Source organism: Nonomuraea sp. NPDC049655, assembly GCF_044465465.1.
Lineage (GTDB): Bacteria > Actinomycetota > Actinomycetes > Streptosporangiales > Streptosporangiaceae > Nonomuraea.
On sequence record NZ_JBITLS010000013.1, the window covers coordinates 100,440 to 126,131 of the forward strand.

General features: G+C 72.4%; 26 protein-coding genes and 1 pseudogene. 22 read left to right on the forward strand and 5 right to left on the reverse strand.

All coding sequences use genetic code 11. The features are described from left to right. Window positions 1-76 precede the first annotated feature (76 nt). From ACIBQ6_RS36220 to ACIBQ6_RS36255, 8 genes are all read left to right on the forward strand, one after another. Window positions 77-430, forward strand: coding sequence for a GntR family transcriptional regulator (locus ACIBQ6_RS36220; RefSeq protein WP_352360048.1), 354 nt, complete (start codon window positions 77-79; stop codon window positions 428-430). Next, complete coding sequence (locus tag ACIBQ6_RS36225) at window positions 427-1,401, forward strand: hypothetical protein (protein WP_397217489.1); 975 nt, start codon at window positions 427-429, stop codon at window positions 1,399-1,401. Before ACIBQ6_RS36220 ends, ACIBQ6_RS36225 begins: the two co-directional genes overlap by 4 nt. Window positions 1,402-1,621: 220 nt before the next feature. Then, a complete protein-coding gene (locus ACIBQ6_RS36230) occupies window positions 1,622-2,839 on the forward strand; it encodes a cytochrome P450 (RefSeq protein ID WP_397217491.1) in 1,218 nt (405 codons plus the stop codon). Window positions 2,840-3,015: 176 nt separating this feature from the next. Then, window positions 3,016-3,792: a class I SAM-dependent DNA methyltransferase gene (locus ACIBQ6_RS36235; RefSeq protein WP_397217493.1), complete on the forward strand. Its 777-nt coding sequence runs from the start codon at window positions 3,016-3,018 to the stop codon at window positions 3,790-3,792. Between the two features lie 19 nt (window positions 3,793-3,811). After that, the gene (locus ACIBQ6_RS36240) at window positions 3,812-4,630 is read left to right on the forward strand and encodes an alpha/beta fold hydrolase (RefSeq protein WP_397217495.1); all 819 of its coding nucleotides are present in this window, start codon (window positions 3,812-3,814) and stop codon (window positions 4,628-4,630) included. Beyond that, the gene (locus ACIBQ6_RS36245; protein WP_358297237.1) at window positions 4,627-5,100 is read left to right on the forward strand and encodes a MarR family transcriptional regulator; all 474 of its coding nucleotides are present in this window, start codon (window positions 4,627-4,629) and stop codon (window positions 5,098-5,100) included. The genes ACIBQ6_RS36240 and ACIBQ6_RS36245 overlap by 4 nt, the downstream gene beginning before the upstream one ends. A 36-nt stretch (window positions 5,101-5,136) precedes the next feature. Further along, window positions 5,137-6,234, forward strand: a complete 1,098-nt coding sequence (locus tag ACIBQ6_RS36250; RefSeq protein WP_397217498.1) for a serine/threonine protein phosphatase — start codon at window positions 5,137-5,139, stop codon at window positions 6,232-6,234. Between the two features lie 57 nt (window positions 6,235-6,291). Next, window positions 6,292-6,492 carry a hypothetical protein gene (locus ACIBQ6_RS36255; protein WP_358297231.1) on the forward strand — a complete coding sequence of 67 codons (201 nt, stop codon included), beginning with the start codon at window positions 6,292-6,294 and terminating at the stop codon, window positions 6,490-6,492. A gap of 58 nt (window positions 6,493-6,550) precedes the next feature. On the opposite strand, the gene ACIBQ6_RS36260 is transcribed toward ACIBQ6_RS36255, so the two are convergent. Then, window positions 6,551-7,249 (reverse strand): MarR family transcriptional regulator, encoded by a 699-nt coding sequence (locus tag ACIBQ6_RS36260; RefSeq protein WP_397217500.1) that lies wholly within the window; start codon window positions 7,247-7,249, stop codon window positions 6,551-6,553. 227 nt (window positions 7,250-7,476) lie between these two features. Here ACIBQ6_RS36260 and ACIBQ6_RS36265 point away from each other — a divergent pair, with 227 nt between their 5' ends. From ACIBQ6_RS36265 to ACIBQ6_RS36275, 3 genes are all read left to right on the forward strand, one after another. After that, entirely contained in the window at window positions 7,477-8,649 is a 1,173-nt protein-coding gene (locus ACIBQ6_RS36265; protein WP_397217502.1) for a serine hydrolase domain-containing protein, read from the forward strand. Window positions 8,650-8,719: 70 nt separating this feature from the next. After that, window positions 8,720-9,142, forward strand: a complete 423-nt coding sequence (locus ACIBQ6_RS36270; protein ID WP_387680455.1) for a spore-associated protein A — start codon at window positions 8,720-8,722, stop codon at window positions 9,140-9,142. 527 nt (window positions 9,143-9,669) lie between these two features. After that, window positions 9,670-10,869: an MFS transporter gene (locus ACIBQ6_RS36275; RefSeq protein ID WP_397217504.1), complete on the forward strand. Its 1,200-nt coding sequence runs from the start codon at window positions 9,670-9,672 to the stop codon at window positions 10,867-10,869. A gap of 301 nt (window positions 10,870-11,170) precedes the next feature. Here the strand turns inward: ACIBQ6_RS36275 and ACIBQ6_RS36280 are convergent, their stop codons facing one another. After that, a complete protein-coding gene (locus tag ACIBQ6_RS36280) occupies window positions 11,171-12,106 on the reverse strand; it encodes an NAD-dependent epimerase/dehydratase family protein (RefSeq protein ID WP_397217506.1) in 936 nt (311 codons plus the stop codon). 104 nt (window positions 12,107-12,210) lie between these two features. Between ACIBQ6_RS36280 and ACIBQ6_RS36285 the strand changes: the two genes are divergently transcribed. From ACIBQ6_RS36285 to ACIBQ6_RS36295, 3 genes are read left to right on the forward strand one after another with little or no spacing between them, the layout of a single operon-like run. Continuing rightward, window positions 12,211-13,200, forward strand: a complete 990-nt coding sequence (locus ACIBQ6_RS36285) for a GlxA family transcriptional regulator (RefSeq protein ID WP_397217508.1) — start codon at window positions 12,211-12,213, stop codon at window positions 13,198-13,200. A gap of 9 nt (window positions 13,201-13,209) precedes the next feature. Next, window positions 13,210-13,803, forward strand: coding sequence for a TetR/AcrR family transcriptional regulator (locus tag ACIBQ6_RS36290; RefSeq protein WP_397217510.1), 594 nt, complete (start codon window positions 13,210-13,212; stop codon window positions 13,801-13,803). A gap of 54 nt (window positions 13,804-13,857) precedes the next feature. Further along, window positions 13,858-14,433: an MFS transporter gene (locus ACIBQ6_RS36295; protein WP_397217512.1), complete on the forward strand. Its 576-nt coding sequence runs from the start codon at window positions 13,858-13,860 to the stop codon at window positions 14,431-14,433. On the opposite strand, the gene ACIBQ6_RS36300 is transcribed toward ACIBQ6_RS36295, so the two are convergent. Then, window positions 14,430-15,395: a hypothetical protein gene (locus tag ACIBQ6_RS36300; RefSeq protein ID WP_397217514.1), complete on the reverse strand. Its 966-nt coding sequence runs from the start codon at window positions 15,393-15,395 to the stop codon at window positions 14,430-14,432. The genes ACIBQ6_RS36295 and ACIBQ6_RS36300 overlap by 4 nt on opposite strands. 153 nt (window positions 15,396-15,548) lie before the next feature. Here ACIBQ6_RS36300 and ACIBQ6_RS36305 point away from each other — a divergent pair, with 153 nt between their 5' ends. Next, window positions 15,549-16,181: a TetR/AcrR family transcriptional regulator gene (locus ACIBQ6_RS36305; RefSeq protein ID WP_397162791.1), complete on the forward strand. Its 633-nt coding sequence runs from the start codon at window positions 15,549-15,551 to the stop codon at window positions 16,179-16,181. 62 nt (window positions 16,182-16,243) lie between these two features. Beyond that, on the forward strand, window positions 16,244-16,825 hold the full coding sequence (locus ACIBQ6_RS36310) for a DUF1707 domain-containing protein (RefSeq protein ID WP_397217516.1): 582 nt from the start codon (window positions 16,244-16,246) through the stop codon (window positions 16,823-16,825). Between the two features lie 15 nt (window positions 16,826-16,840). On the opposite strand, the gene ACIBQ6_RS36315 is transcribed toward ACIBQ6_RS36310, so the two are convergent. Further along, entirely contained in the window at window positions 16,841-17,362 is a 522-nt protein-coding gene (locus ACIBQ6_RS36315) for a hypothetical protein (protein ID WP_397217518.1), read from the reverse strand. 205 nt (window positions 17,363-17,567) lie between these two features. Between ACIBQ6_RS36315 and ACIBQ6_RS36320 the strand changes: the two are divergent. Then, window positions 17,568-18,262 (forward strand): annotated as a pseudogene (locus ACIBQ6_RS36320) (zinc-binding dehydrogenase). A 293-nt stretch (window positions 18,263-18,555) separates the two neighbouring features. Beyond that, complete coding sequence (locus ACIBQ6_RS36325) at window positions 18,556-18,786, forward strand: hypothetical protein (RefSeq protein WP_364341369.1); 231 nt, start codon at window positions 18,556-18,558, stop codon at window positions 18,784-18,786. 30 nt (window positions 18,787-18,816) lie between these two features. Here the strand turns inward: ACIBQ6_RS36325 and rph are convergent, their stop codons facing one another. Beyond that, window positions 18,817-21,414 carry a rifamycin-inactivating phosphotransferase gene (rph, locus tag ACIBQ6_RS36330; RefSeq protein ID WP_397217880.1) on the reverse strand — a complete coding sequence of 866 codons (2,598 nt, stop codon included), beginning with the start codon at window positions 21,412-21,414 and terminating at the stop codon, window positions 18,817-18,819. A gap of 616 nt (window positions 21,415-22,030) precedes the next feature. Here rph and ACIBQ6_RS36335 point away from each other — a divergent pair. From ACIBQ6_RS36335 to ACIBQ6_RS36350, 4 genes are read left to right on the forward strand one after another with little or no spacing between them, the layout of a single operon-like run. Then, window positions 22,031-22,561: an EF-hand domain-containing protein gene (locus ACIBQ6_RS36335; protein WP_358297003.1), complete on the forward strand. Its 531-nt coding sequence runs from the start codon at window positions 22,031-22,033 to the stop codon at window positions 22,559-22,561. Between the two features lie 52 nt (window positions 22,562-22,613). Then, a complete protein-coding gene (locus ACIBQ6_RS36340) occupies window positions 22,614-23,684 on the forward strand; it encodes an isocitrate/isopropylmalate family dehydrogenase (RefSeq protein ID WP_397217521.1) in 1,071 nt (356 codons plus the stop codon). Beyond that, a complete protein-coding gene (locus ACIBQ6_RS36345) occupies window positions 23,681-24,553 on the forward strand; it encodes a cysteine hydrolase family protein (RefSeq protein WP_397217523.1) in 873 nt (290 codons plus the stop codon). The genes ACIBQ6_RS36340 and ACIBQ6_RS36345 overlap by 4 nt, the downstream gene beginning before the upstream one ends. Then, window positions 24,508-25,464 (forward strand): class I SAM-dependent methyltransferase, encoded by a 957-nt coding sequence (locus tag ACIBQ6_RS36350; RefSeq protein WP_397217525.1) that lies wholly within the window; start codon window positions 24,508-24,510, stop codon window positions 25,462-25,464. The genes ACIBQ6_RS36345 and ACIBQ6_RS36350 overlap by 46 nt, the downstream gene beginning before the upstream one ends. Window positions 25,465-25,692 lie beyond the last annotated feature (228 nt).

A 25,692-nucleotide genomic window follows, 5' to 3' on the forward strand; every position in this document is an offset into this window, starting at 1 on the left:
AGGCCCTCTCTCCCCCGATCCGCGCGCGGGGCGGATCGGGCTTGTGAAACTCGCATTGTTCTATCAGGATTAGAACATGCTCTATCGCGTCGACCCGAGCAGCAGCACGCCGTTGAGCGAGCAGATCGCCGGATGCGTCCGCCGCGGCATCGCCGACGGGCTGCTGACCCCCGGCGACCGGCTGCCCTCCGGCCGCGACCTGGCCTCCTCGCTGGAGGTCAACATGCACACCGTGCTGCGCGCCTACGCCGACCTGCGCGACGAAGGACTGATCGAGCTGCGTCCCGGCCGCGGCGCCACCGTCACCAGGACGAACCCGCGCGAGCGGGCACAGCTCGTGCAGACCGTCCGGCACCTTGTCACCGTGGCCCGCCGCGCGGGCCTGAACCGCGACGAACTGATGTCGCTGGTGGGGAAGGAATTCACATGATCGGTAAGGTCCGATGGCTGACGGGCGCGGTCGCCCTGCCCGCGACGGTTCTGGGCGGCGCCGTGCTGACCGTGCTCGCCTGGCGTCAGCGGCTGCCCGCCGCGTTACCCGGCCGGAGCGGCGCGGCCCACGGCTCCACCGTCACGGTCGAGCAGTTGTCCACCCTGCTGCTCGGCGTCCCGGCGGCCGTCTGGCTGGCCGGGCTGGCCGGGTTCGTCCTGGCCGGTCGCGCGCCGGCCTCGCGCGCCCATGCGCTCCGGACGGCGATCCTGGTCGCGGTCGTCACGAGCGCCGTCGCGCCGGCCACGTCCCTGCTGGTCATCCTGCACGCGGCACTCGACGCGCCCACCGCGGCCCAGGCGGCCGCGCCCTCGCCGGCGGTGATGGGCGTGCTCGTCCCCGTGGTCACGCTCGCCGGCGCACTCGCCGCCTTCCTGCTGGCCGGCCGCCGCACCCCCGCCGGCCGGGCCACCGGCGCCCCCGCCCCCGACGCTCCCCGGCTGCCGCTGCGCGGCCAGGAGAAGGTCTCCTGGCAGGAACGGCGCGTCATCCGGGCCGTCGACCTGGGCGTGGCCGCTCTCACGCTGACCGGGGCGGCCATGACGGCGGCGCTGGTCCTCACCGTCGGCCCCGCGGGCTGGGCCGGGGCCGCCGTCGTGGTCGTCGCCGTGGTGCTGCTGCCGATGCGCTCCTACCGGCTGGCCATCGACGAGCGCGCGGTGACCGTCGCGCTCGGCCCGATCAGCCGGGAGGTCGCGGTCGGCAGCGTGCGCCGGGCCGACGCGGTCGACGTCCCGGCGGATCGGTGGCTGCTGAACGGAGCCCTGCACGGCGGCGGGGCGGGCATGTTGCTGCTGCCCGGGCCCGCGCTGGCCCTGCGCCTGGCCGACGGCACCGACTTCCTGGTGTCCTGCCGCGACGCCCCCACCGCCGCCGGCCTGATCAACAGCCTGCGCGACCAGGCCGCCTGAGCGCCCGGGGCCGGCACGCCGGTGACATTGGTCAATGTGATCACGCTGATCCCATTGATCACTCGGCCACCGGCGTGCCGGGACCCGGCCTATACACTGCCGCTGTTCCTGGTTTTCGTGGCGCCCGGCCCGTCGCGGCCGTGCGGCACCGTTCTCCTGGGGGGCGCACCTGCGCCGCCTGCGTGTACACCCGATTCACGGATGGCATGGGGCAGGTGGGATGACGACGGTCGGGAAACCGGAGCGGGTCGTGCCCGAACAGGGGCGGCCGTGGCCGCTGGGCGCGGCGCGGCGCTACCGCCGCGATCCGCTGGGGTTCGTGGAGCGGGCGGCGGCCGAGCGCGGGCCGGTGTTCCGCCTGCCGGACGACGGGTCGCTGTGCGTGGCCGACCCGGCGCAGGCCCTGCGCATCCTGCACGACGAGGCGGGCGACTACGACGACGTGTCCGGGTTCTTCCACGTCGGCGGCGGGCTGCTCGGGCCGCGGGCGACGCAGGTGGCGATCGGCCGGGCGGCCCGCACGACGTTGCGCGCCCACGTGGCCGCCCGGCGCGAGCGGCTGCCCGCCGTCGTGGCGGAGCTGGGCGAGGTCAGCGAGTGGCCGTCGGCCGGGCGGGCCGCCGTGCACCGGTTCCTGGCCGACGCCCTGCTGCGGCCGGACAGCCCGCCCGCCCTGCGGGAGCTGATGGCGCACGTCGTGCGGCGCGAGGTGCTGATCCGTCCCGCCGGCCGGCTCGCGCGGTTGTCGCGGCGCGCCCTGTGGGCCCGCGTGGTGCGGACGCTCGCCGCCGAGGCCCGCGCCCGGCGGAACGATCCGCGGAGCGATCCGGGGAGCGATCCGGGGAGCGAGGCGCGGCCCGGCGACCTGCTGGACGCCGTCCTGGGCGCCACCCCGCCCGAGACGCCCCACGAGCACGTGGCGCAGGTGTACCTGCTGCTCTTCCGCACCTCGATCGCGCCGGTGGGCCACGCGGTGGCCTGGGCGCTGCTGTCGGCGGCGGCCCACGGCGTCGACCTGGCCGCCGTGCCGCCCGAGTCGGCCGTCCGCGAGTCGCTGCGGCTGTGGCCGGTGGCCTGGCTGCTCGGCCGCCCGGTACGCAGGGCCCACCAGGTCGGCGGCGTGCCGCTGGAGCCGGGCGACAGCGTGTCCGTCTGCCCCTATCTGCTCCACCGCGACGAGCGGCACTGGCCGCGGGCCACCACGTTCCGCCCCGGCCGCTGGGACGGTCCCGAGCCGCGCGGCCCCTACCTGCCCTTCGGCGGCGGCCCGTTCACCTGCGCCGGAGCGGGCGTCGCCCAGGCGCTGGCCACCGACCTGCTGGACGCCCTGACCGACGGCGCCCGCCTGGAGGTGCGCGGCGGCGCCGGGCGGCCGCACGTCGAGGGCATCATCACGCCCCCGCCCTTCCAGCTGCGCCGCACGCCACGCCAGACCTGACCACCAGCGGTTCGTCGAGGAAGGAGGTGATCTCCCATGAGGAAGCTGCTGCGCCGCGTCACCGGCCGCCGGGTCAACCGGCAGGCCTGGTACATCTGGTAACCGAGTCCGAGCGACCGCGCCGGGCCGAGGGCCCGGCGCGGTCACCCGGCCCGCCGGCCGTTCAGGAGGCACGCATGTCGCATGTCGAGGAGACCCTGGCGGCCTACGAAGGCGTCGCCGCCCGCTACGACGAGCTGAACGCGCGGATGGACACCGAGGCGCTGGTGGACCGCTTCGCCGAGGCGGTGGAGCGGCACGGCAACGGGGGGCGGCGGCTGCTGGACGCCGGTTGCGGCACCGGCCGCAGCAGCACGGCGTTCAAGAAGCGGGGATTCGCGGTGACCGGCTACGACCTGTCCCCGGCGATGGTGGCGGCCGCGCGGCGGCGGCCGGGCGCCGACGACATCCCGTTCCTGGTCGGATCACTCCTGCGCCCTCCGCCGGAACTGTCCGGCTTCGACGTGGTCGCCTGCGTGGACGTGCCCCTGACGTACCTGACGAGCGCCGGCCAATTGCGGCAGGCGCTGGCGGCGGCGCGCGACCGGCTCGCCCCGGGCGGGCTGGTGGTCTTCGATCTGAACACCATCGGCTACTACCGGCGCACGTTCGGCGTCCCGGTGGTCGCCGACCGTGGTGACCGGTACGTGGCCTGGTTCGCGCACTCGCCGCGGATCGAGGCCGACGAGATCGTGATCACCCAGTTCGACCTGTTCGAACGGGCCGGGGCGGGCTGGGAGCGGCTGTCGATGCGGCACGTGCAGCGCCACCACTCCGACCGCACGGTACGCCGGGCCGCCGAGCTGGCCGGGCTGCGCGTGGTGGCCGCGCACGGTCTGGTGGGCACCTCGGTGCGCGACCCGGCCGACGAGGAGGCCCACGACCGCATCCTGTACGTCGCCCGCCCCGCCTGACGTTCGCTATATTCAGAATATGGTGAATCTACCCTCCGTCCTCTCCCTGCGGGGTTGCGACCTGCGTTACGCCGACAGCGGGGGCGGCGGCGTGCCGGTGGTGTTCTCGCACGGCGCCGGGGCCGACCACGTGATGTTCGACGCCCAGGCCCGCCACCTGCGGGCTCGGGGGTACCGCGTGGTCACCTGGGACCTGCGCGGCCACGGCCTCTCCCGCCCGGCCGGCGGGCGCTTCACCGCCGAGCAGGCGATCGCCGACCTGTGCGCACTGGTCGAGCACCTGGCGCTGGACCGGCCGGTGCTCGTGGGGCAGTCCCTCGGCGGCAACCTCAGCCAGGCCGTCGTGCGGCGGCATCCCCGCCTCGCCCGCGCCCTGGTCGTCATCGGCGCCACGCCGAACACGGCGTCGTTGTCCTGGCGGGACCGCCTGCTGCTGAGGGCGGCCGCGCCGATGCTGATGATGATCCCCGCCGGAAGGCTTCCGCGCCTGATGGCCGACGCCTCCGCGACCACCCGAGCCGCCAGGGACGACGCCCGGCGGGCCTTCGGCCAGGTGCCGAAGAAGGAGTTCGTGCAGGTGTGGCGGGCCACCGTCGAGTTCCTCTCCCCCGACCCCGGCTACCGCACGCCGGTGCCCCTGTGCCTGATCCGCGGCGAACGTGACACCACCGGCGACATCGCCTCGGCCATGCCCGGCTGGGCCCGCGCCGAAGGCGTCGAGGAGGTCGTCGTCCCCGGGGCGGGCCACATCGCCAACCAGGACGACCCGCAGGCGGTCAACGAGGCGATCGACGCGTTCCTGTGCACGCTCCCGGCGCCGGGGCGGGCGCGGCGATGAGCGCGCGGCACACGTTCGTCACCTCGGTGGGCGACCTGCTGGCCTCGTGGAACCTGCCGCACGCGACCGGGCGCGTCTACGGGCTGCTGCTCCTCGCCGAGGAGCCGATCTCGCTCGACACCATCGCCGCCGAGCTGGAGCTGAGCAAGGGGGCGGTGAGCACCGCGGTACGGCAGCTCGACTCCTGGGGGCTGGCCAAGGTGATCCCGCAGCCCGGCAGCCGGCGGCTCCTGGTGGAGGCCACCGGGGGGATCGAGTCGCTGCTGGAGGCCAGCCAGGCGCGGGCCAGGACCCTGATCGCCGCCCTGCGCGAGGGCGAGGCCCTGGTGAACGCCGGGCCCGCGCAGGAGCGGCTGCAGGACGTGATCGGGTTGTTCGCCGGTTATGTCGACGTCGGCGGGCAGCTGCTGGCCAGGCACCGGGAGCGACGCCCCGGATCCGACACCGCGCGGCCCTCCTCCGCCGGGTAGGGTCTGCCCCACGAAGTCGATCAAGGGGGACCGGCGGTGGAACTGCCAGACACGCGCCTGGACATGTCACGGGGCGAGCGGGCCCGAAGATACGGCGACGTCGCGAGCGCGCTGGCGTTGCACAGCGACCGGCAGCTCGGCCAGGCGCTGGAGCAGGCGCGGGTTGTGGGCGCGGGCATCGGCGGCACGTCGGTGCTGCTGGACGTCGAGGGCGTGCCGGTCTTCGCCAAGCGCATCCCGCTGACCGACCTGGAACGCCGGCCGGCCAACGTGATGTCCACCGCGAACCTGTTCGGGCTGCCGCCGTTCTGCCAGTACGGGGTCGCCGCCATCGGCACGCCCGGCTTCGGCGCGTGGCGGGAGCTCGCCGCCGCCGCCATGACGACCGGCTGGGTGCTGGCCGGGCACAGCGCCGCCTTCCCGCTGCTGTACCACTGGCGGGTGCTGCCGGGCGCGCCGCCGCCGGCCGCCGAGCACGCCGACGTCGAGGCGGCCGTGGAGTACTGGGACGGGTCGCCCGCGGTACGGGAGCGCCTGCACGCCCTCGCCCGCGCCTCGGCCGGCATCGTGCTGTTCCAGGAGTTCATCCCCCACGACCTGAACCACTGGCTCGCCGCCCAGGTCGCCGCCGGCCAGGAGGCGGCGACGGCGGCGGCCGCCATGCTGGAGTCGTGCCTGCCGCGCGACGTGGCGTTCATGAACGGCCGGCACCTGATGCACTTCGACGGCCACTTCGGCAACATCCTGACCGACGGCGAACGCCTCTACCTGGCCGACCTGGGGCTGGCGACCTCCTCCCGGTTCGACCTGGCCAAGCCGGAGATCGAGTTCCTGGAGCGCAACCGCACCCACGACACCGCGTACGCGCTGGCGCGGCTGGTCAACTGGATCGTCAGCGACGTCTGCGGGGTGCGGTCGCCGAACGGCGCCGTCGAGGAGCGCAACGCGTACATCCGCGCGTGCGCCGAGGGCGCGGACCCCGCCGGCGCGCCCCCGGCCGTGGCCCCGATGATCCGCCGGTACGCTCCCGTGGCGGCGGCCGTGAACGACTTCCACTGGCACCTGTGGGGCACCAGCAGGACGACGCCCTATCCGAGCGAGAAGATCGAACGCGCCCTGAGCTCGATGCGCTGACGACCGGGGCCGAGGTCGCTGGTGACGACCCGGCCCCCGGTGTCATACCGTCACATCATGGACGAGCACCGCCAGAGCATCCCCGACGTTCTCCGTCCCGTACGGGACGCCGCCGCGGCCCTGGGCGAAGACCTCACCGACCTGGGCGACGCGCTGCGGGCGTTGCGACGGGTCGAGGTGGAGGTGGAACTGGCGACCGATCTGCTGATGCGGCAGTCCAACGCGAAGGCGAACCAGGCCCGGCAGGAGACGTCCTGACCGGCCCGGCGAAGACGCCGCCGCGCTGTCGCCTGTCCCGCCCCGATGCGGCCTCCGCTCACCCCTTGCCGGACGCTTGCTTGGCGGCGTACGCCTGCCGCCACTCCTCGGCCGCCCGCAGCATGGCCTGGCCGACGTGGTCGAAGAAGCCGGCGATGTCCTGCAGCCGGAGCCCGGCGGGCGAGGTCGCTCCGACCGTCGCCGCGCCTTGGCGGGCGACGTCGGCCAGCAGCGCGTTCTGGCGGGCGCTGGCCGTCCAGCCGCGGAACCAGGCGTCGGCGTCGATGACGTAGCGGTCGCGCCGCCGGCGCGGGTCGCGTTCGCGCCGGATCAGTTCCTGCCGTTCGAGCTCGCCGATCGCCTTGGAGACCGAGGCGGGGCTGACCTGGAGCCTGCTGGTGAGCTCGGCCGCGGTGAGGCTGCCGCTGTCGGTGAGGTAGAGGGTGGCCAGGACGCGGGCGGTCATCCGGGTCAACCCGGTGCCGATCATGACCGCGGTGAACTCCTCCTCCAGATCGGTGACCGACCGACGGTCGCGCGCCCCTGAGGCGGCCGGACGTCTGCGGGCGCGGTCGCGGGTGGCCTGGTGCGCCTGGTCGGCCTGGTAGCCGTCGGGGCCGCCGTTGCGGGCCACCTCGCGCGTGACGGTGGACAGCGGCCGGTTCAGGCGGGCGGCGATCTCGGTCTGGGTCAGACCTTCGGCCAGCCCCTCGGCGATCTGCCGGCGGTCCTGCTGGGTCAGCCTGCCTCCGGGCATCGGCGGCCCCTTCCTGGTCGTACGCGCAACGGACGGCCGCAGTCTTGCATTCGCCGCCATCTCATTGCAACTCAACCGACTTGCGTTCATCATCACGCCATTGCAATTAACGCTAAATACCTGATGAACAAGCACTTTTCAGTTGACGATTTTGCGAATGCAAGTTAGCTTTTCCGTTGTCGCGAACGTCAAGAATCGCGCCGCCCACCTCTAGACAAGGAACCGACGTGACCGCATCCCAGTCCGCAAAAGCGGCGGTGCTCACCGCCGCGACCCTGGCCGCCACGGCCCTGCCCGCCGCCGCGTCCCCCGCTCCCGGACATGCCGGGGTGCAGCAGGTGCTCGACCGGACGGTGGCCGCCAAGCTCGCGCCCGGCATGGTCGCCGACGTCCGCGACGGCCGCCGCTCCTGGTTCGGCTCGGCGGGCGTGTCCGACACCGGGACCGGACGCGAACGCCGGCAGAACGAGCGGTTCCGCATCGGCAGCACCTCCAAGGCGTTCACCGCCACCGTGGTGCTCAAGCTCGTGGCCGAGGGGAGGCTGAGCCTCGACGACACCCTGGACAGGCACCTGCCCGGCCTGTTCGACGGCAGCGCCTACGAACCCGGCAAGATCACCATCAGGCAGCTGCTCAACCAGACCAGCGGCATCTTCGCCTACACCGACGACGAGAAGTTCGTCGGCACGGGCGGCGGCGAGGAGTGGTTCAAGCACCGCTTCGACACCTACACCCCCGAGCAGCTGGTGAGGATCGCTCAGGCCCACCCGCCCACCGGCGAGCCGGGCCGGCGTTTCAAGTACTCCAACACCAACTACATCCTGGCCGCGATGATCGTCGAGAAGGCGACCGGCCGGACGTTCGAGCAGGAACTCGACCGGACCGTCATCCGCCCCCTGAGGCTGAACGGCACCTCCCTGCCCGGCGCCGACCCCGGGATCCGGGGCCCGCACCCCGTGCACTACTCCATCCTGTTCTCCCGCGACCCGCAGCCCACCGTCTACGACGCCACCCGGATGAGCCAGTCCTTCGCCTGGGCCGCCGGCGGCCTGATCTCCACCACCACCGACCTCAACCGCTTCTTCGCCGCCCTGTTCGGCGGGCGCGTCCTACCGGGCGCGCAGTTGCGGGAGATGCTCACGACCGTCTCCACCGAGGGGGCCGGCTGGATCCCCGACACCCGGTACGGCCTGGGCGTCTTCGAACAGAAGCTGCCCTGCGGCGCCAGTGTGTGGGGCAACGGCGGCGCCACGTACGGGTCGTGGAACTACAGCATGGGCACCCGCGACGGCAAGCACCGCCTCACCACGCAGGTCAACGGCGACTGGGCGCCCCTGAGCGTCTTCAACGACGCCCTGGCCGCCGAGTTCTGCCCCTCCCCCGCCGCTAATGGATCTTGAGACATTCGAACATATGGTAAAAAAAGGAACTTAGATCATGACCGAAATGCCAGCAGATTGAAGGATGCCTGTGCTCAGGAAGACCCTCACGGCCGCCGCGTTCACCCTCGTCGCCGCCACCTCCCTCATGGCGATCCCGACGGCCGCCAGCGCGGACGTCTACTGCGGCGACGGCTACAAGGTCGTTCACCAGAGCGAGATGCACAACTACACCAAGGTCTGGGGGACGGTGTACCTGACCTACAACAGCAGCACCGGCAAGAACTGCGTGACGGTCGTCAAGAGCAACTACGTCGGCACCAGCACCTGGACCAACGTCACGCTCACCGTCCAGGGCGGTAGCAGCTACGGCGTGAGCGAGACCGTCAAGTACTACGGCGGCCCGGTCTACGCCAGCGCCAAGGGCGCCTGCGTGAAGTACTCGGCCGTCATCGAGGCCCCCAGCGGCGCCCGCGCCATCGGCGGACGCTCCACGTGGGGCAACTGCGGCTGACCCGAACGGACCCGATCCGTCCACGCGGAGCACGGCCGCCCGGATCCTGAACCCCGGACGGCCGTACCGCCCCAACACCAGGGGCCCGGGACCCAGCAGCCGCCACAACGCCAGGGCCGGGAACCCCCGGAACCGTGTGCCTCCATGAGGCCCTTCAGCCCCTCGCCTGCGCCGCTCGCGGCGCCCCGCGCACCCACGGCGACACTTCTTCGAGCCCGTGCCACCTGCAGCCCGCCCCCACAGCCGGCCCACCACGCCGCGGCACCCGCCCCTTCAAGCACCGGCTCCAGCTTCAAGCACCGGCTCCAGCCCGGACGCCCGGCCGCACCGACCAGCGGCCCTCTGGCCACCGACGGCCCCCGAGCCCTCGCCCCCAGGCACCCGCGACCTCCGCGCCCCCCGCGACCTCCGCGACCTCTGCGAGATCAACGCGCCCAAGCCGTATGCCAGCGTTTGCCTTTATAGCGCGTGTGCAACTATTGTCGAAGCCTGCAAGAAGCAGTAGCAATAGTAAGAAGGGTCGCGCGATGCCTCTCGCACTCCTCGCCCTGGCCATCGGGGCCTTCGGGATCGGCACCACCGAGTTCGTGATCATGGGCCTGCTGCCCGAGATCGCCGGCGACTACGGTGTCTCCATCCCCACCGCCGGCCTGCTGGTCACCGGCTACGCGATCGGCGTGGTCATCGGCGCGCCGCTGATGACGGTGCTCGGCACCAGGGTCAGCCGCAAGACGATGCTGCTCGTGCTGATGGGCCTGTTCGTGATCGGCAACCTGCTGTCCGCACTGGCGCCCGGGTTCGGCGTGATGCTCGGCGGCCGGATCGTGGCCTCGATGGCCCACGGCGCGTTCTTCGGCATCGGCTCGGTGGCCGCCGCCGGTCTGGTCGCCCCGCACAAGAAGGCCGGCGCCATCGCCACCATGTTCACCGGCCTGACCGTCGCGAACGTCGTGGGCGTGCCGCTGGGCACCTTCATCGGGCAGGCGGTGGGCTGGCGCACCACCTTCGCGATCGTCGCGGGGCTGGGCCTGGTCGGCCTGCTCGGCATCGCCGTGCTCGTGCCCGCCATGCCCCGGCCCGAAGGCACCCGCCTGCGCCCGGAGCTGACGGCGTTCCGCAACCCGCAGGTGCTGCTCGCGATGGCGATGACCGTGCTCGGCTTCGGCGGCGTCTTCGCCGCGATCACCTACGTCGCGCCGATGATGACGCAGGTGGCCGGCTACTCCGCCGACGCCGTCACCTGGCTGCTCGTGCTGTTCGGCGCCGGCATGTTCCTCGGCAACCTGCTCGGCGGCCGGTTCGCCGACCGCGCCCTGATGCCGCTGCTCTACACCACCCTCGGCGGTCTCGCGGTCGTGCTGGCGCTGTTCACCCTGACCGCGCACGACAAGGTCGCCGCCGCGGCGGGCATCTTCCTGGTCGGGGCGCTGGGCTTCGCCACCGTGCCGCCGCTGCAGAAGCGCGTCCTCGACCAGGCGCACGGCGCGCCGACGCTGGCCTCCGCGGTCAACATCGGCGCGTTCAACCTCGGCAACGCGCTCGCGGCCTGGCTGGGCGGCCTCGTCATCGCCGCGGGCCTGGGCTACACCGCGCCGAACTGGGTCGGCGCCCTGCTCGCCGCCGCGGCCCTCGCCCTGGCGTTCTGGTCCGCCGCTCTGGAGCGCCGTGCGCCCGCGCGTGAACCGGCCGGCGCCGCCGTCCCGGTTCCCGCCCTCGTCCGCGACTGAACGTCCTGGCCGCGCGTCCGTCCCACCCTAGGTGGATCATCACGAACGCCACCACCCTCACCCCGCTGACCACCGCCGATGCCGAGGCCCTGATCTCGGCCGCCCGCGCCGCCGCCGAGGCGGCCGGGGTCCGGTCAGCGTCACCGTCCTCGACGCCGGCGGTCATCTGCCGGCCTTCCGCCGCGACGGCCGCTTGATCGGCGCGATCGGCCTCGGCGGCGGCGCTCCCGAGCAGGACCACGGCTTCGCCACCGCCGCACCGGCGGAACTCCCCCGCTGACCACGCGGTTCCCGGGCCAGGTCAGCGCGTGGTCCGCACGCTCCTGGCCGCGGCGGCCATCTCCGTCAGGACGTCGTCCACCGGTGTCGCCACGACGCCGAGGATCTCGACCGTCGAGGACGCGTCGAGCACGTTGGGCCGGTCGTACAGGTACAACATCTCGGGGAGCTCGGCCATGATCGAGTCGGTGCGCCCGATCTCCGCCAGCTCGCGCAGGGACATGCGCCCCAGCCGCGGCGCGGGCGCGTGGGCGGCTTCCGCCAGGCGCCGGGCGAGCCCGCGCACCGGAAGCTCGCTGGTGGAGGGCACGTGCCAGGCCCGTCCCCAGGACGCCTCGTTCCCCGCGGCGGCCACGAGCGTGCGGGCCGTGTCGCCGGTGTAGGACCAGCTGTGCGGCGCGTCCAGATCACCGGGATAGGAGACCGGCGCGCCGGCCAGCACCTGCGCCCCGACCATGAGCGTGAACGGCGAGTACGCGCCGGCGCCGAGGAAGTCGGCGGCCCTGACCTCGGTCACCCGCACCCGGCCCGCCTGGTGGGCGGCGAGGGCGTCCTGCCACATCCGCGCCCGGACCTGCCCCTTGCGGCTGGTCGGCGCCATCGGCGCCCCGTCGGCGACGGGCCCCTCGACCGGCCCGTACCCGTAGGTGTTGCCCAGCATGACGTAATCGGCGCCGCTGCGCCCGGCGGCGGCCAGCAACGCGGCGGCCAGCGGCGGCCACTCGGCCGGCCAGCGATCGTAGGGCGGCATCGCGCAGTTGAACAGGACGGCGGCTCCCTCGGCCAGTTCCGCCAGCCGGTCGGCGTCGCCGGCGTCGGCGGGCACGCGTTCGATCCGGGGATGGACCGGGCCACTGCCACTCCGGGTGACCAGGCGGACCTGCCGCCCGGATTCGGCCAGCAACCGGGCGGTGGCCGATCCGGTGGCTCCGGCGCCGACGACGACATGAAAAGACACGATCTTCTCCAAGGACAGGGGACAGTGACACCGGTTGTCCACCCTGTACCGCCGGCGATCAGTACGATAGTGGCCCGAATGCCAAGTATCTGGAGGTTCGGGCCATGCACCGGGTGGCCGTCATCGCCGTCCCGCCGGCCACGACGTTCGACCTGTCCATTCCGGAGCTGGTGCTCGGCGAGATGACCGTGGACGGCCGGCCCGGCTACGACGTCCGGATCTGCACCGCCGACCCCGGCCCCGTCGCCACCGGCGGCAGCCTCCACGTCACCGTCACGCACGGGCTGGAGATCGTCGAGGACGCCGACACCGTCATCGTCACCGGAACGGGCGCCCGCGACGACGTCGACCCCCGGGTCCTGCGGGCCCTGCGCCGGGCGGCGGAGACCGGCAGGCGCGTCGCCTCGATCTGCACGGGGGCCTTCGTCCTGGCGCGGGCGGGGTTGCTGGCGGGCCGCAGCGCCACCACGTACTGGGCCAGGTCGGAGGAGTTCCGCCGCCGCTTCCCGTCCGTCGACCTGCGTCCTGACGTGCTCTACGTCGAGGACGGCAACATCTGGACCTCCGCCGGCCTGTCCGCCGGCATCGACCTGTGCCTGCACATGGTGCGCGGCGACTACGGCGCCGCCGCGGCCAACGCCGTGGCCCGGCTGGTCGTGGCCGCGCCGGTGCGTCCCGGCGGGCAGGCCCAGTTCATCGCCTCGCCGCTGCCGCCCGAGACCGGGCTCTCCCTCGCCGCCACCCGGGCATGGGCGCTGGAGCGGCTGCACGAGCCCCTCACCCGCGCCGACCTGGCCGCCCACGCCCGCACCAGCGTGCGCACGCTGACCCGTCGCTTCCACGCCGAGACCGGCCACAGCCCGCTGCAATGGCTGCTCCACCAGCGGGTGGAGCAGGCCAGGGAACTGCTGGAGAGCACGGACCTGCCCATGGGCCAGGTGGCCCAGCTCAGCGGCCTGGTCACCACGGACTCGCTGCGCCAGCACATCTCCCACCGCACCGGCCTCACGCCCACCGCCTACCGGGCGGCCTTCACCCGCGGAACCACGGCCGGCGCGCCCGACGTATTGCACCAATCGATGCAAAACCGGTAGCGCGCCCGCATGGCGAGGCCGAGATCGTTCGACGAGGACCGCGCCCTGGACACCGCGATGCGCACGTTCTGGGCGAACGGCTACGAGTCCACCTCCACCCGAGACCTGTGCGAGGCGCTCGGCCTCGACCGCAGCAGCGTGTACAACGCCTTCACCAACAAGCGCGAGCTGTTCAAGCGCGCCCTGACCCGATACATGGACGCCACGACCGCCGACCAGCTGCGCATCCTCGCCGATCAGGAGCTGCCGGCGATCGAGCGCGTCCGCGCGCTGTTCGCCAGGATCCTGCGGACCGAGGCGGAGAACCGGCGCGACGGCCACGGCCTCGGCTGCCTGACCGTCAACACCACGATGGAGCTCGCCGGCCGCGACCCGGAGATCGCCCTGATGCTCGCCCGCGACGCCGAGCGCCGGGCCGCCGGCCTGAGCGCGGTCATCAGGAGCGGGCAGCGCGACGGCGACATCGGCTCCACCCGCGACCCCGCCGAACTCGCCCAGTTCGTCAACGCCGTGATCGCCGGGATCCGGGTGGCCGCGCAGGGCGGCGCCGACGACGCCACCATCGAGGCCATCGCCGCCACGGCCATCGACGCCCTGAGCTGACCGCCGTTCTTTCGTGCCCGAGTTCTACACCGATCGACGCAAAAAGCAGCCCCCTTGCCCAAAGCCGTCTATGTCCTGGCCGTCGGCATCTTCGCGATGGTGACCAGCGAGTTCGCCGTCGGTGGCCTGATGCCCCAGATGGCGGGCGGGCTCGGCGTGACCATCTCCCAGATCGGCTACCTGATCACCGCCTTCGCGGTGGCCATGTCGGCGGGCGGCCCGCTGATGACCGTCGCCCTGGTACGGATCCGCCCCAAACCCGCACTCATGCTGCTGTTCGCCCACCTGAGCGTGCCCGCGGTGATCGCCATGCTGGGCGTCGGGCTGGTCGGCGTGACCATGAACCCGGCGATGGCCGTACGCGTCCAGCGCGTCGGCAACCCGGGGCCTCTGGTCAACACCGTCCACGCCTCCTTCATCACCCTGGGAGTGATCGTCGGCTCGTCGGTCGGCGGGCTGGTCATCGACGGCTTCGGGCTGCGCGCTCCCCTCTGGCTGGGCGCCGGGCCGGCCGTGCTCGGAGTGGTGTCCCTGCTGCCCGAGCTCGGCCGCCGTACCGGGGCGCGGTCTTCGGCGCCGGGCCGCGTCGACCCCTGCCTGGCCTCGCCCGCCGGACAGGAGCGTCCCTAGGAGAACCAGCTTCCGCCGAGCTCCTGGACGGCCTTGCTGCCCTTGGGCACCAGCACCGCCTCGCTCAGCACGTTGTTGACGCTCTTGGCGTCGTTGAGCAGGGCGAACAGGAAGAACATGCCGCCACTCGCCGTACGGAAGCCGAAGACGGAGCCGCGGCCGGCGAACCCGACGTACATCCCCTTGTTGACCTGGGGGAACGCCTTGCGGCTGTAGCTGTCCTTGGCCAGGCGGTAGCCGGAGTCGCCCTCCTTCTTCCTGTCCCCGTTCCAGAAGTTGCGGTACTCCTCGGCCACGGCGGCCGCCATCGCGTCGTCCATGTCCGTGATGTAGCCGTCGGCGTCGAGCAGCGGCTTGGGCATCTGCTGTCCCCAGTGCAGCGGGGTCGCGACGGCCAGCCGGAAGGACTGCCCGGGAGAGCGCAGGAACGCCAGCACGTGCGGACGGCTGTGGCCCTTGGTGTCCCGGTAGGTCGCCTTCGCGATGAACCAGTCCCCGGCCGGTGGCTGCCGCTCCGGCCTGGGCACATAGATCGTCGGGGTGCCCGTCGGGTTGATCGGTTTGTGCGCCGGCTTCCATCCGAAGCCTTCACGGCTGCGTTCCAGGACGCCCTCGTACAGGGCGCCTTCGACGAACAGCGCGTCGAGCCGGGCGTTCGACCGCCACCACTTGCGCTTCTTGATCGCCGCGTTGTACGCGGCCACCCACGTGCGCATGGCCGTCCGGGCCTGGGCGACGGTCAGGGCCCGCACGGTCGCCGAGGGAGCCGGGGTGGCGCTCGCGGACGGCGTGGCGTCCGACGACTGAGACTGAGGCCGAGACGGAGACTGAGACGGCGAGGTGGCGGGCGAGGCGGCCCGGCTCGGCGTCGGCGGGTCGGCGGGGCGATAGGGCAGTCCCGGGATCGCGCCGCAGCCGGCCAGGCTCAGCACGAGAGCCACGATCAGCGGTAGTGCGCGCACCGACAACTCCCCCAAGACAACGCAAAGACCTGACAAACAAGAACATATCGGATGCGTCCCGCCGCGCCGGTATCCCCGCAGCTCAGCAGGCACGCGCGCGAACCGGCACCCGTGGACCGGCTCTGTGGACCGGCGGACCATACACTGCCGGTCATGCCACCCAGGCGCAGGCGCAGCCCTGCGGAATCACGTGCCGAGCTGCTGGCCGCCGCGGCCGAGCTGATCAGGGAACGAGGTCCGGACAACGTCAGCCTGCGGCAGATCGCCGAGGCCGCCGGGGTCGCCCACGGGCTCGTCTCCCACTATTTCGGCACGTACGCCGTCCTGGTCCGGGAGGTGCTGCGGGCCGAGAACGACCGGATCGAGGCCCGCGTACGCGAGCGCATCCAGGCCGAGGACGGCGTGCCCACCGCGGCGGGAATGATGGACGTGCTCTTCGACACCCTGGCCGACGAACGTTATCTGCGCCTGTTCGTCTGGACCGAGATGCACGCCGACTACCGGGGCGCCGCGCGGCCGGAGCTGGTGGAGCTGATCGACACGATGGAGGCCGGGATCCGCGCCGCGCTCGCCGGACGGCCCGCGCCCAGCCGGTCGCGCATCGAGGCGGTCGTCCTGGTGGGCCTGTCGGCCGCGTACGGGTTCGCGATCGGCGGCCGGTCGTGGCTGGCGGGCCTGGGCCACGATCCCGACGACCCGGCCCGCGAGGCGGAGTTCCGCGTCCAGCTCGCCCGGATGATGGGCGCCCACATGGTCGAGGAGTCCGGACTGGAGCCGCCCGGCTGACTTGTTCTCCACTTGGAGAATAGGATGGTCCCGTCACTTCGACCACACGGACAGGACCGCCCATGCCCGAGCACCCCGACCTCATCCCCGCCCGGCCGGTACGCCCCTCCGACGAGGACCGCGAGCAGGCGGCCCGGCGACTCCAGCAGGCCGCCGCCGCGGGCCGGATCGAGCTGGCCGAGCTGGACCAGCGGCTCGGCGAGATCTACACGGCCCGCACCCAGGGCGAGCTCGCGCACGCGGGCCGCGACCTGCCCGAACCGGCCCGGACGGACTCACTGGTGGTCCGGGACGAGCCTCACTCGCGCTTCGCCTTCAGCGTGTTCGGCTGGTTCAGCCGCAAGGGCCGCTGGATCGCCCCGCGCGTGTTCACCTCCCTGTCGGTCTTCGGCGGCGGCGAGATCGACCTGCGCGACGCCCGCTTCGCCGGCCAGGAGATCCGGGTCCGCGCCTTCGCCCTGTGGGGGTACACCGAGGTCGTGGTCCCCGACGACGTCGAGGTGGAGGTCAAGGGCCTCGGGCTGTTCGGCGCGTTCGACCGGAGCGCCGTCAACAGGAGGCAGGGGGCGCCGCGGGTCATCGTCAGCGGCCTGGCCCTGTTCGGCGGCGTCGGAACGAAGACCAAGCGGCCCGCCGCCAGGTGAACCGCCCTTCGCCGGTCAGAGGCGGGGGATCTCCACCTCGCGCACGGCCGACAGCGCGGCCGGCGGGAAGTCCGGCCAGTGAGGCCCGTGGTGCTCCTCGCCCTGGAGGTGCTTGTCGGCGAACGCCTGGGCGGCGGCCAGCACGTCCGCGACCTGCCGCGCGGTGAGCCTCCCGGACGTCAGCGCCTCCCCCAGCTCGTGCAGATCCAGCACCCGGTACGGAAGCCCAGGCGGGCCGACGACGAAGTCGACGTAGTGGTCGGCCACCCGGACCGTGTCACCGCTCTCCCGGATCCCGACCAGGTCGATGTACCACCAGCCGGCGCGCTCCGGCCCGAACACCACGGGCTGGTGGAGTTGCACCGACTCGTCCAGCAGCAGGAACGCCCGTTGCCGGCGCCCCGCGCCGGGACGCACGTACCTGCCCTCCGGGATGTCGAACTCGTACGCCGCCACCCGCCCCACCCGGACCCCCGGGCACGGCAGCTCACCGCGCACAACGGTGACCCGCTCCTGAAGAGTTCGGCCCGCGCTCACACGGCGGATCGTATCGGGGGCCGGCCGTTCAGCGGGACGGATCGGCGGCGGGCGTCTCCCGGGATGGGCGGCCGTCAGGCCGGCCAGGTGCGCCGGCCCCCCCCGCCGCCTGGTGTATGACCAGGTCAGGAGGGGAGGAGCCAGGAACCCGGGATGCTCGGACCCGCTCGCGAACACCTCGTAAGAACGAATCGGAGAACTTCTGATGCGCGCAGCCCTGATGTACGGCGCCGGCGACGTCCGCGTCGAGCAGGTGCCCGACCCGGCCGTCGAACTGCCCACCGACGCGCTGGTCCGCGTCACCGCGTCCTGCATCTGCGGCAGCGACCTGTGGCCCTACGGCTCGATGAAGCCGGAGGAGGGCCCCGCCCGGATGGGTCACGAGTTCATCGGCGTCGTCGAGGACATCGGCTCCCAGGTGACCACCCTCTGGGCGCCGAGCAGATCATCCTCATGGGACGTCACCAGGCCCGCACCGACCTCGGCCGCGAGTTCGGCGCCACCGACGTCGTGGCCGCCCGCGGCGCGGAGGGCATCGAGCAGGTACACGACCTCACCGGCGGCGACGGCACCCACGTCGTCCTGGAGGCCGTCGGCACCATGCCCGCCTACCGGCAGGCACTCGGGGTCGTCCGGCCGGGCGGCGTCATCAGCCGCGTCGGCGTCCCGCAGTACGACGACGCGCCGATCGGCATGGGCAGCCTGTTTCGCCACAACCTGCGGCTGGCCGGCGGCCCGGCCCCGGTCCGGGCCTACATCGAGGAGCTGATGCCCGACATCCTCAACGGCGTCATCGAACCCGGCAAGGTCTTCGACGCCACCACCGACCTCGACGGCGTCCCGGCCGGCTACCGGGACATGGCCGACCGCAAAAGCCTCAAAGTCCTCATCAAGCTCTGACCTGTCGAAGCTCACCCGAGGCGCCGGCCACGCCGGAACACCACCCGCGGGCGAAGCCGCTGCCAAGCGGGAGGAAGGAAACAACCCCGCGAGGAACGATCCTCAGCCCGCCAGGCCACCCCGCCCGTCCCTCCCCGGCGCACGGTCGCCATACTGCAGAAGGCGCACGGTGAAGAGCCCCCTGGCGGCCTGAGCACAGACCACCACGGCACCTCCCGCCGACCCGGTGCTCCGGAGCCGCCGTCGGCCCGGAGCACCCGCGCCCACGACATCCACGACGTCGGAAGGCCCTGATGACAGCCGACCAGCCCATCTGCTGCCCCACCTGCAAGGGAGTCCTCCCCGGCCGGCAGCCCAGCGACTACACGGCCGCCCGCGGACGCCTCGTCGTCGTCAACGGCTACTGCCAGGGCCGCTGCCCGGCCCCCGAACAGCGGCCCCGCCTCCAGGCGCCCGCGGAACACCCCGCACCCGCCGAGCACGGCACCCGGCAGCCGCTGAACGTCCCGGCGCCGGCACTCTGACCCCGGCACACGAGACGGGGCCGCCGCCGCTCAGTCAAGGAGCTCCACGTACCCGTCGGTCCCGTGAACGCGGATCCGCTGCCCGTCCCGGATCAGCCGGGTGGCCCCCTCCACCCCCACCACCGCCGGCAGCCCGTACTCCCGCGCGATCACCGCTCCATGCGTCATCAGGCCGCCCACCTCCGTCACCAGCCCGGCGATGCCCACGAACAACGGGGTCCAGCTCGGGTCGGTGAAGGCGGTGACCAGGATGTCACCCGCCGCCAGATCGGCCCGCGCCATGTCCAGCACCACCCGGGCACGTCCCTCGACGGTTCCCGCCGACACCGCCAGACCGGCCAGCGCCCCCGGTGGCACGTCCTCGCGCTGGTACCGGCCGGCGAGCACCTCGCCGTCCGACGTGAGCACGCGCGGCGGGCGCAGCGTCTCGTGCCACCGGAAGTCCTCCCGACGCCGCAGGACGAGCTCGCCGTCCGCCTCGCCCGTGCGCACGACCTCCTGCAGTTCCTGGAACCGCAGGAAGAAGACGTCCTCCCGGTCCCGCAACACGCCCGCCCGGACGAGCCGATCGGCCTCCCGCCACAACGCCTGCTTGTAGGCCAGGTAACGGCAGACCATGCCGTACTTGGGGAACTCCCGATAGCCCGCGAACGTGCGCACCCGGGCGATCATCCGCTCGGTCTCCGCCGCCTTCCGCTCCCCGTCGGGCAGGGCCCGCAGGCGCGCCAGCACCTCCCGCTCCTTGCGCAGGGCCTCCTGACGTCCCTGCTCGAAACGCCGCGCACCGGCACCCGCCTCGAAATTCCGGACGTTGCCGAGAATCACCGGAACGAGCATGGCGGGCCGCTCACTCCAGCGCGTCCGGGTGATGTCGATCTCCCCCGCGCAACGCATGCCGTACTGCTCCAGGAAGCCCCGCACGGCCTCGGCCGCCTCCTCGCCGCCGGGCAGCTCGCCCAGTTCCTCCAGGAATGCGTCGCCCTCCCGCTCCTCCGCCGCCACCCGCTGCAGGAACGCCACCACCTCCGCGTGCGGACGGATCACGTCCGCCACGTCCAGCAGCGCCAGCCCCATCTCCGACGTGACATTGTGCGGGACGGACTGCGTCAGCACATCGGCCGCGTTCCGCTCCCCCAGCCACTCCTCCAGATGATCGTTCAGCCACCAGGCCGCCTCCATCCCCGCCATGATCGCCTGGAAGCTCCGCGGGCCGAACAGCAGACGCCGCAGCTCCGCGATGTCCGCCAGGATGAACTCGAACAGCTCCGGCCCGGACAGCTCCTCGATGCGGCGCCGCAACGCGGCCACCGACTCCCGGCCGTCCCGGACGAGCTCGGCGACCAGCTCCGGATCGGTCTCGATCGGCGCGGGCGGAGCAGCCGCAGGCGCGACACCCGACTCCTCCTCCGGCACCGCGCCGACGAAGTCGCCACGATCCACCACCGTCTGCAACGCGTCCCGGATGAGCGGATCGGACTTCCCCAGCGTCCCGATGAGGTTCGCCCGGCCCGCCGCCGTCGCCAGGACCGGGGCCACGTCCACGAACAGCCGCCCGCCCGCCTCCGCCATCGGCCGCGACGTCGTCAGCTGCCAGAAGGACAACCCCAGCGGCTTCATCGCGTCGGTCATCATCTGCTGATGCCCCACGGAGACGTAGACGTGGTTTTCCTGGTCGTCGGCGACCGGAACCGGGAACAACGTCGTGATCGGCCGGCTCTGGACGACATGGAACTCCTCACCGGCCAGACACCACTCGATGTCCTGCGGCCGGCCGAACCACGCCTCGATCCGCCGCCCCAACCCCACCAGACGAACCGTCTGCTCATCGGTCAGAGCCCGCCGGACCGACCGCTCGGCCTCGACCGGCCCCTCCTCGGTGCCGCCCGCCGGCGACGCCCGCACCACCCGCGCCTTGGCCCCCACCGACACGTCCACGACCCGGTCGTCCCGCACCGTGTAGACGTCCCCCGCGACCACGCCCGAGACCAGCGCCTCGCCCAGCCCCCACACCGCCTCCACGACGGCGGCCTTGCGGTCCGACGTCACCGGATCGGCGGTGAACAGGACCCCCGCCGCCTCCGGGAACACCATCCGCTGCACGACCACCGCCATCCGCACCCCGCGGTGATCGAACCCGTTGCGACGCCGATAGACCACCGCCCGCTCCGTGAACAGCGAGGCCCAGCACCGCCGCACGTGCCGGAGCACCTCCGCCGGCCCCACGACGTTCAGGTACGAATCCTGCTGCCCGGCGAAGGACGCCGTCGGCAGGTCCTCGGCCGTCGCGCTCGACCGCACCGCGCAGGCGGTGTGCTCGCCGAGCCGGGCCAGCGACTCCCCGATCGCCGCCACCACGTCGTCGGGCACCGGCGCGCCCTCGACGACGGCGCGGATCTCCGCGCTCAGCGCGCGGACCGCCGCACGGTCGTCCGGGTCCACCTTCGACAGCAGATCGAGCTGGGCGTCGAACGACGGCACCGCGGACACGACCTGCTGGAAGGCGTCGGTCGTGACGCAGAAGCCGTCCGGCACGCGGACGCCGTCGATCCGCGAGAGCTCGCCCAGGGCGACGCCCTTCCCGCCGACGTCCGCGAGGTTCGCCGCGTTGATCTGCCCGAACTCCAGCACGTAACCCAATTCCGTCGCTCCATCCTTCGTCGGGGTTGGTTCGCAACGGGCAGTATGAACGACTTTTCGAGGTCTCATGAGGGGCGGGGATCCGCTATAAAGTGAAAGTGAGGGGACGTTTCCCCAGCATCGTGCCCGACCGCCGATCCCGGCCGGTCCGACGAGCCGTTCGATCCAAGATCACATTCGCGCCTGGACATCGCCTTTACTTCGTAGATTAATAGTGGCGCGCCGGGACGAGACGGTGGCGACACGCCCTAGCGCGCGCAATCACCAAAAAGCCGATAAGGCTACCCCCATCCGGGACGCCCCTCACCGCACCATCACCCAGAGACATGAAAAACTAGCGTCCGGGATACGGAAGCACAGCGCCCCCGACGCGGGAGTCGCAAATCCCCATATAACCGGAAATACCCCCAGCTTCCCGGCGCTCCCCGTGCGCGACGGGTTCGGGAATCGCACGAGTTCTCCGCCTTTGTCACCCAGCGAGGCTTTCTGGCGAATTATTCCAAATGCGGGATTTTGCGTTTCCCCCGCCGCCAAAGAGCTGGTCACCCACGCGTCAGGTTCCGTTATAGAGTCTGCACCCGGACCCCGCCGAAGAAAGGTGACAGGCATGCAAGACGCGGCCATCGACCGAGTAAAACTCATCTTCACCCTGTTCGACGCCGACGGCACCGGTTACCTTGAGGCCGAGGACTTCGACCGCATGGCCAACCGGGTATTGGCGGCGTCCCCTCGTTCCACGGAAGCCGCCAAGAGCGCGATCAGTGACGCTTTCCGCCGTTACTGGACAACTCTTGTCGAGGAACTCGATTTGGACAAAGACGGCCGCATCAGCTTCGAGGAGTACAGCGCGTGCGTCCTGTCCCCCGAACGCTTCGACGACGCGCTGACCGACTTCGCCGAGGCGCTGGCCGAGCTGGGTGACCCCGACGGCGACGGCCTCATCCACCGCACCGATTTCATGGCGCTCATGACCGCCATCGGCTTCAAGCGGCGCAATGTCAACACCCTGTTCGACGCGTTCGGCCCCTCCCAGGACGACCAGGTCAAGGTCCCGGTCTGGGCCGAGGGCATCAAGGAGTACTACAGCCCCGAAAAGGCGGACATCGCGGGCGACCTCCTGCTCGGAGAGTCCAGCTGACGGCCGCCACGAGCCGGCGCGTCCGGCCTTCGACGACGAAAAGGGAGCAGTAGTGGAACCAGTCATCGGACTTGCCATCGGCCGGGGGACGGGCCCCGAGCTCGCGGCCGTCTTCGAGCGGGTGCTGGGCGGGATCGCCGACGCCTGCGACACGAAGGTGGCCCTCACCCGCTCTGAGCGGATCTATCACTCCTACGTGTCCTTGAAGGCCGGCGCGGAGGCCGAGGAGATCCGCGAGAGCACGCGGCAGGACGCCGACCACTACACGCGCTTCTGCCGCTCGCTCGCGGCCGCCGGCGTCCCCGCCGTCTTCCGTACGGCGATCAACGCCCAGTCGCTCTACCTGGTCCGCCAGCGCCTGCAGGCGGTGAAGATCGACGCCATCACCACGGCGGGGGCGTCGCTGCTGCTGGTCAGAGACCAGGCCCAGGGCTTCTACACCGGCGAGAACGTGCACCTTCCCGGCGCGCTCGTCCGCACGATGACCTTCAGCAGGGAGATCACCGAGAAGGTCATCGCGCTGGCCGTGCGCCGGGCGCGCCAGGAGTGGCCCGACGGCCGCATCGACGAGATCGTCATGGCCTACAAGTTCCACCTGCTCGACGGCGCGCTCGACGAGTGGGTGGCCGAGAGCGCCGCCCGCCACGGCGTGCAGATCGGCCTGTTCCAGCCCGACACCGTCAACCGCAACCTCATCGAACGCGGCCCCCGCCCCCGCACGGTGATCATCGCGGGCAACGAATGGGCCGACATCATGCACGTGGTGCTGCTCGACCGCTTCGGCTCCGAGCGGCAGGAGAACCGCTGCACCGAGAACGTCTACCTGCATCCCGACGCGCGCGGCCTGGTCGAGTACCAGACCGTGCACGGCTCCGCCGACGACCTGGCGGGCACCGGGAGGGTCAACCCGGTGGCCACCGTCCGGGCCGCGGCGGCCATCGCCGAGCGGCACGCGGGGTGCGCCGGAGCGGTGCGGATGGTCGAACGCGCCCTGATGACGCTCGACCGGCACGGCGTCGCCACCCCTGACGCCGGCGGACGCCACTCCACCACCGGCGTGGTCGACGCCCTCCTCGACGCCCTGGAGCCCGCGGCCCGGCCGGTATCGATGGCGGACTCATGACCGACGAGCAGCCACAGTCCCAGAAGGAACGTTCCATTCTGGTCGGCGGGGAACACCAGGAACGTGCCGCCGGCGTGATCGCCGAGGAGCACCGGCCCGTCCAGGAAGGTGCCGGCCCGGCCGCCGAGGAGCGCCCGCCCGTCCAGGAAGGTGCCGGCCCGGCCGCCGAGGAGCGCCCGCCCGGCACCGAGCGTGCGGCTCTGGTCGTCGTCGACCTGCAGAACGACTTCTGTACCGGTCCCACCGCCCGTGCTCGTTACGCCGGTGACCCGGCGGCTCTGGAGACGGCCGCGGCCAACACGGCCAGAGCCCTCGCATCGGCTCGAGCCCGCGGCATGGACGTGGTGTTCGTCCGCTTCGTCGGTGACGCCGAGCATCAGGGGCCGAGCTGGCGGCGGCGCGACCTCGCCCAGGGCAAACCCCTCAAATGTCTCGAAGGCACCTGGGGCGCGCAGTTCCACAAGGTCGAGCCCGCGCCCGGGGAGCCGGTCTTCACCAAGTGGGCCTGCTTCGACGCCTTCCTCAGCGAGGGCTTCGAGCGGCACCTGCGCGGGCGCGGCATCGTCCGCCTGGTGTTCGCCGGCCTGTACACCGACGTCTGCGTGGACAGCACCGCCCGCACCGCATTCCAGAAGGGCTTCCACATCACGGTGCTGACCGACTGCACCGCCAGCCGCCACCTGCCCGACTCGGAGATTCTGCGCTTCATGGCCGTCCTCTACGGCGCCCATCTCAGCTCCCACGACCTCCCCGGCTCGTGGATCCCGGAACAGGAGACCGCCGCGGTGTCAGCGGACGGTCGACCGGCCCGAGAGGAGCGCACGTGCCGGACAACCGACAGCTCGAAATCGACAGCGGCGTCGGCCTGACCGCGCTCATGGTCGCCGCCGCGCGGGCGATCGAGACCCACCGCCCCGACTCCCTGGCCGCCGACCCCTACGCCGAGCACTTCGTCCGCGCCTCCGCCGCCTCGGCCGCCTGGCCGACCCGTCCGCAGGACGTGCCCGGTGGCGACGCCAACCCTCTGTGGGGCAGGCTCGGGCGCTACTTCGGTCTGCGTACCCGGGTCCTCGACGACTTCCTGCTGCGCGCGGCCAAGGCGGGCATCCGGCAGGTCGTCCTGCTCGGCGCGGGGCTCGACAGCCGGGCTCTGCGGCTCGGCTGGCCTCGGGGACAGGTCGTGTACGAGATCGACCGGCCGGGTGTGCTGGCGTTCAAGGAGCACGTGCTCGCCTCGCTCGCCGTCGAGCCGTCTTCCCCGGTTCGGGGCGTCCCGGCGGCACGGCGTCGGGTGGTCGCGGCCGACGTGGGCGACGACTGGGCCGACGCGCTGCTGGCCGCGGGCTTCGACGCGAACGCGCCGACCGCCTGGCTGGCCGAGGGGCTGCTGCTCTACCTGGATCCGGAGGTCGAGCGGCGGCTCCAGCGGACCATCGACGTCCTCAGCGCCGAGGGGAGCGTCCTGGCGTTCGAGGCGAAGCTCGGGCTGGGGTCGCCGGCGGTCCGCGCCAACCCGGTCTACGCGGCGACCAAGGCGCAGATCGGCGTGGATCTGCTCGCGTTGTTCGACCGGAAGCCGCGTCCTGACTCCATCGGGCTGCTGAGGGGGCGGGGCTGGTCCGCCACCGTCCGCACGCCCTTCGACTTCACCCGTCAACACGGTCGCGGCCCCCTCCCCGAACCGGACGACGCCTTGGCCACCAACCGCTGGGTGTTCGCCGACAAACCACGACAGAGCCACGTCCTGGGCGTCTCCGTGCCCACGTTCCGCGACTGCTGACGGCCGGCTCCCGGGCCAGCCACGAACAGACGGCGAGACCCCCTCGGCTGCCCCGACCGGTCGCGCCCCGCGAACGGTCGGAGAGCGGGGCGGCCCAGGTGGCGGAGCCGCGAATGGTGCCATGTGCGGCTGTCGGGACGCTGGTCCGGCTCGGGTCGGGGCGCTGGTCCGGCTCGGGTCGGGGCTTGGGGGTTGGTGTCTGGGGGCGGTTGATGGTGGGGGTGGTTC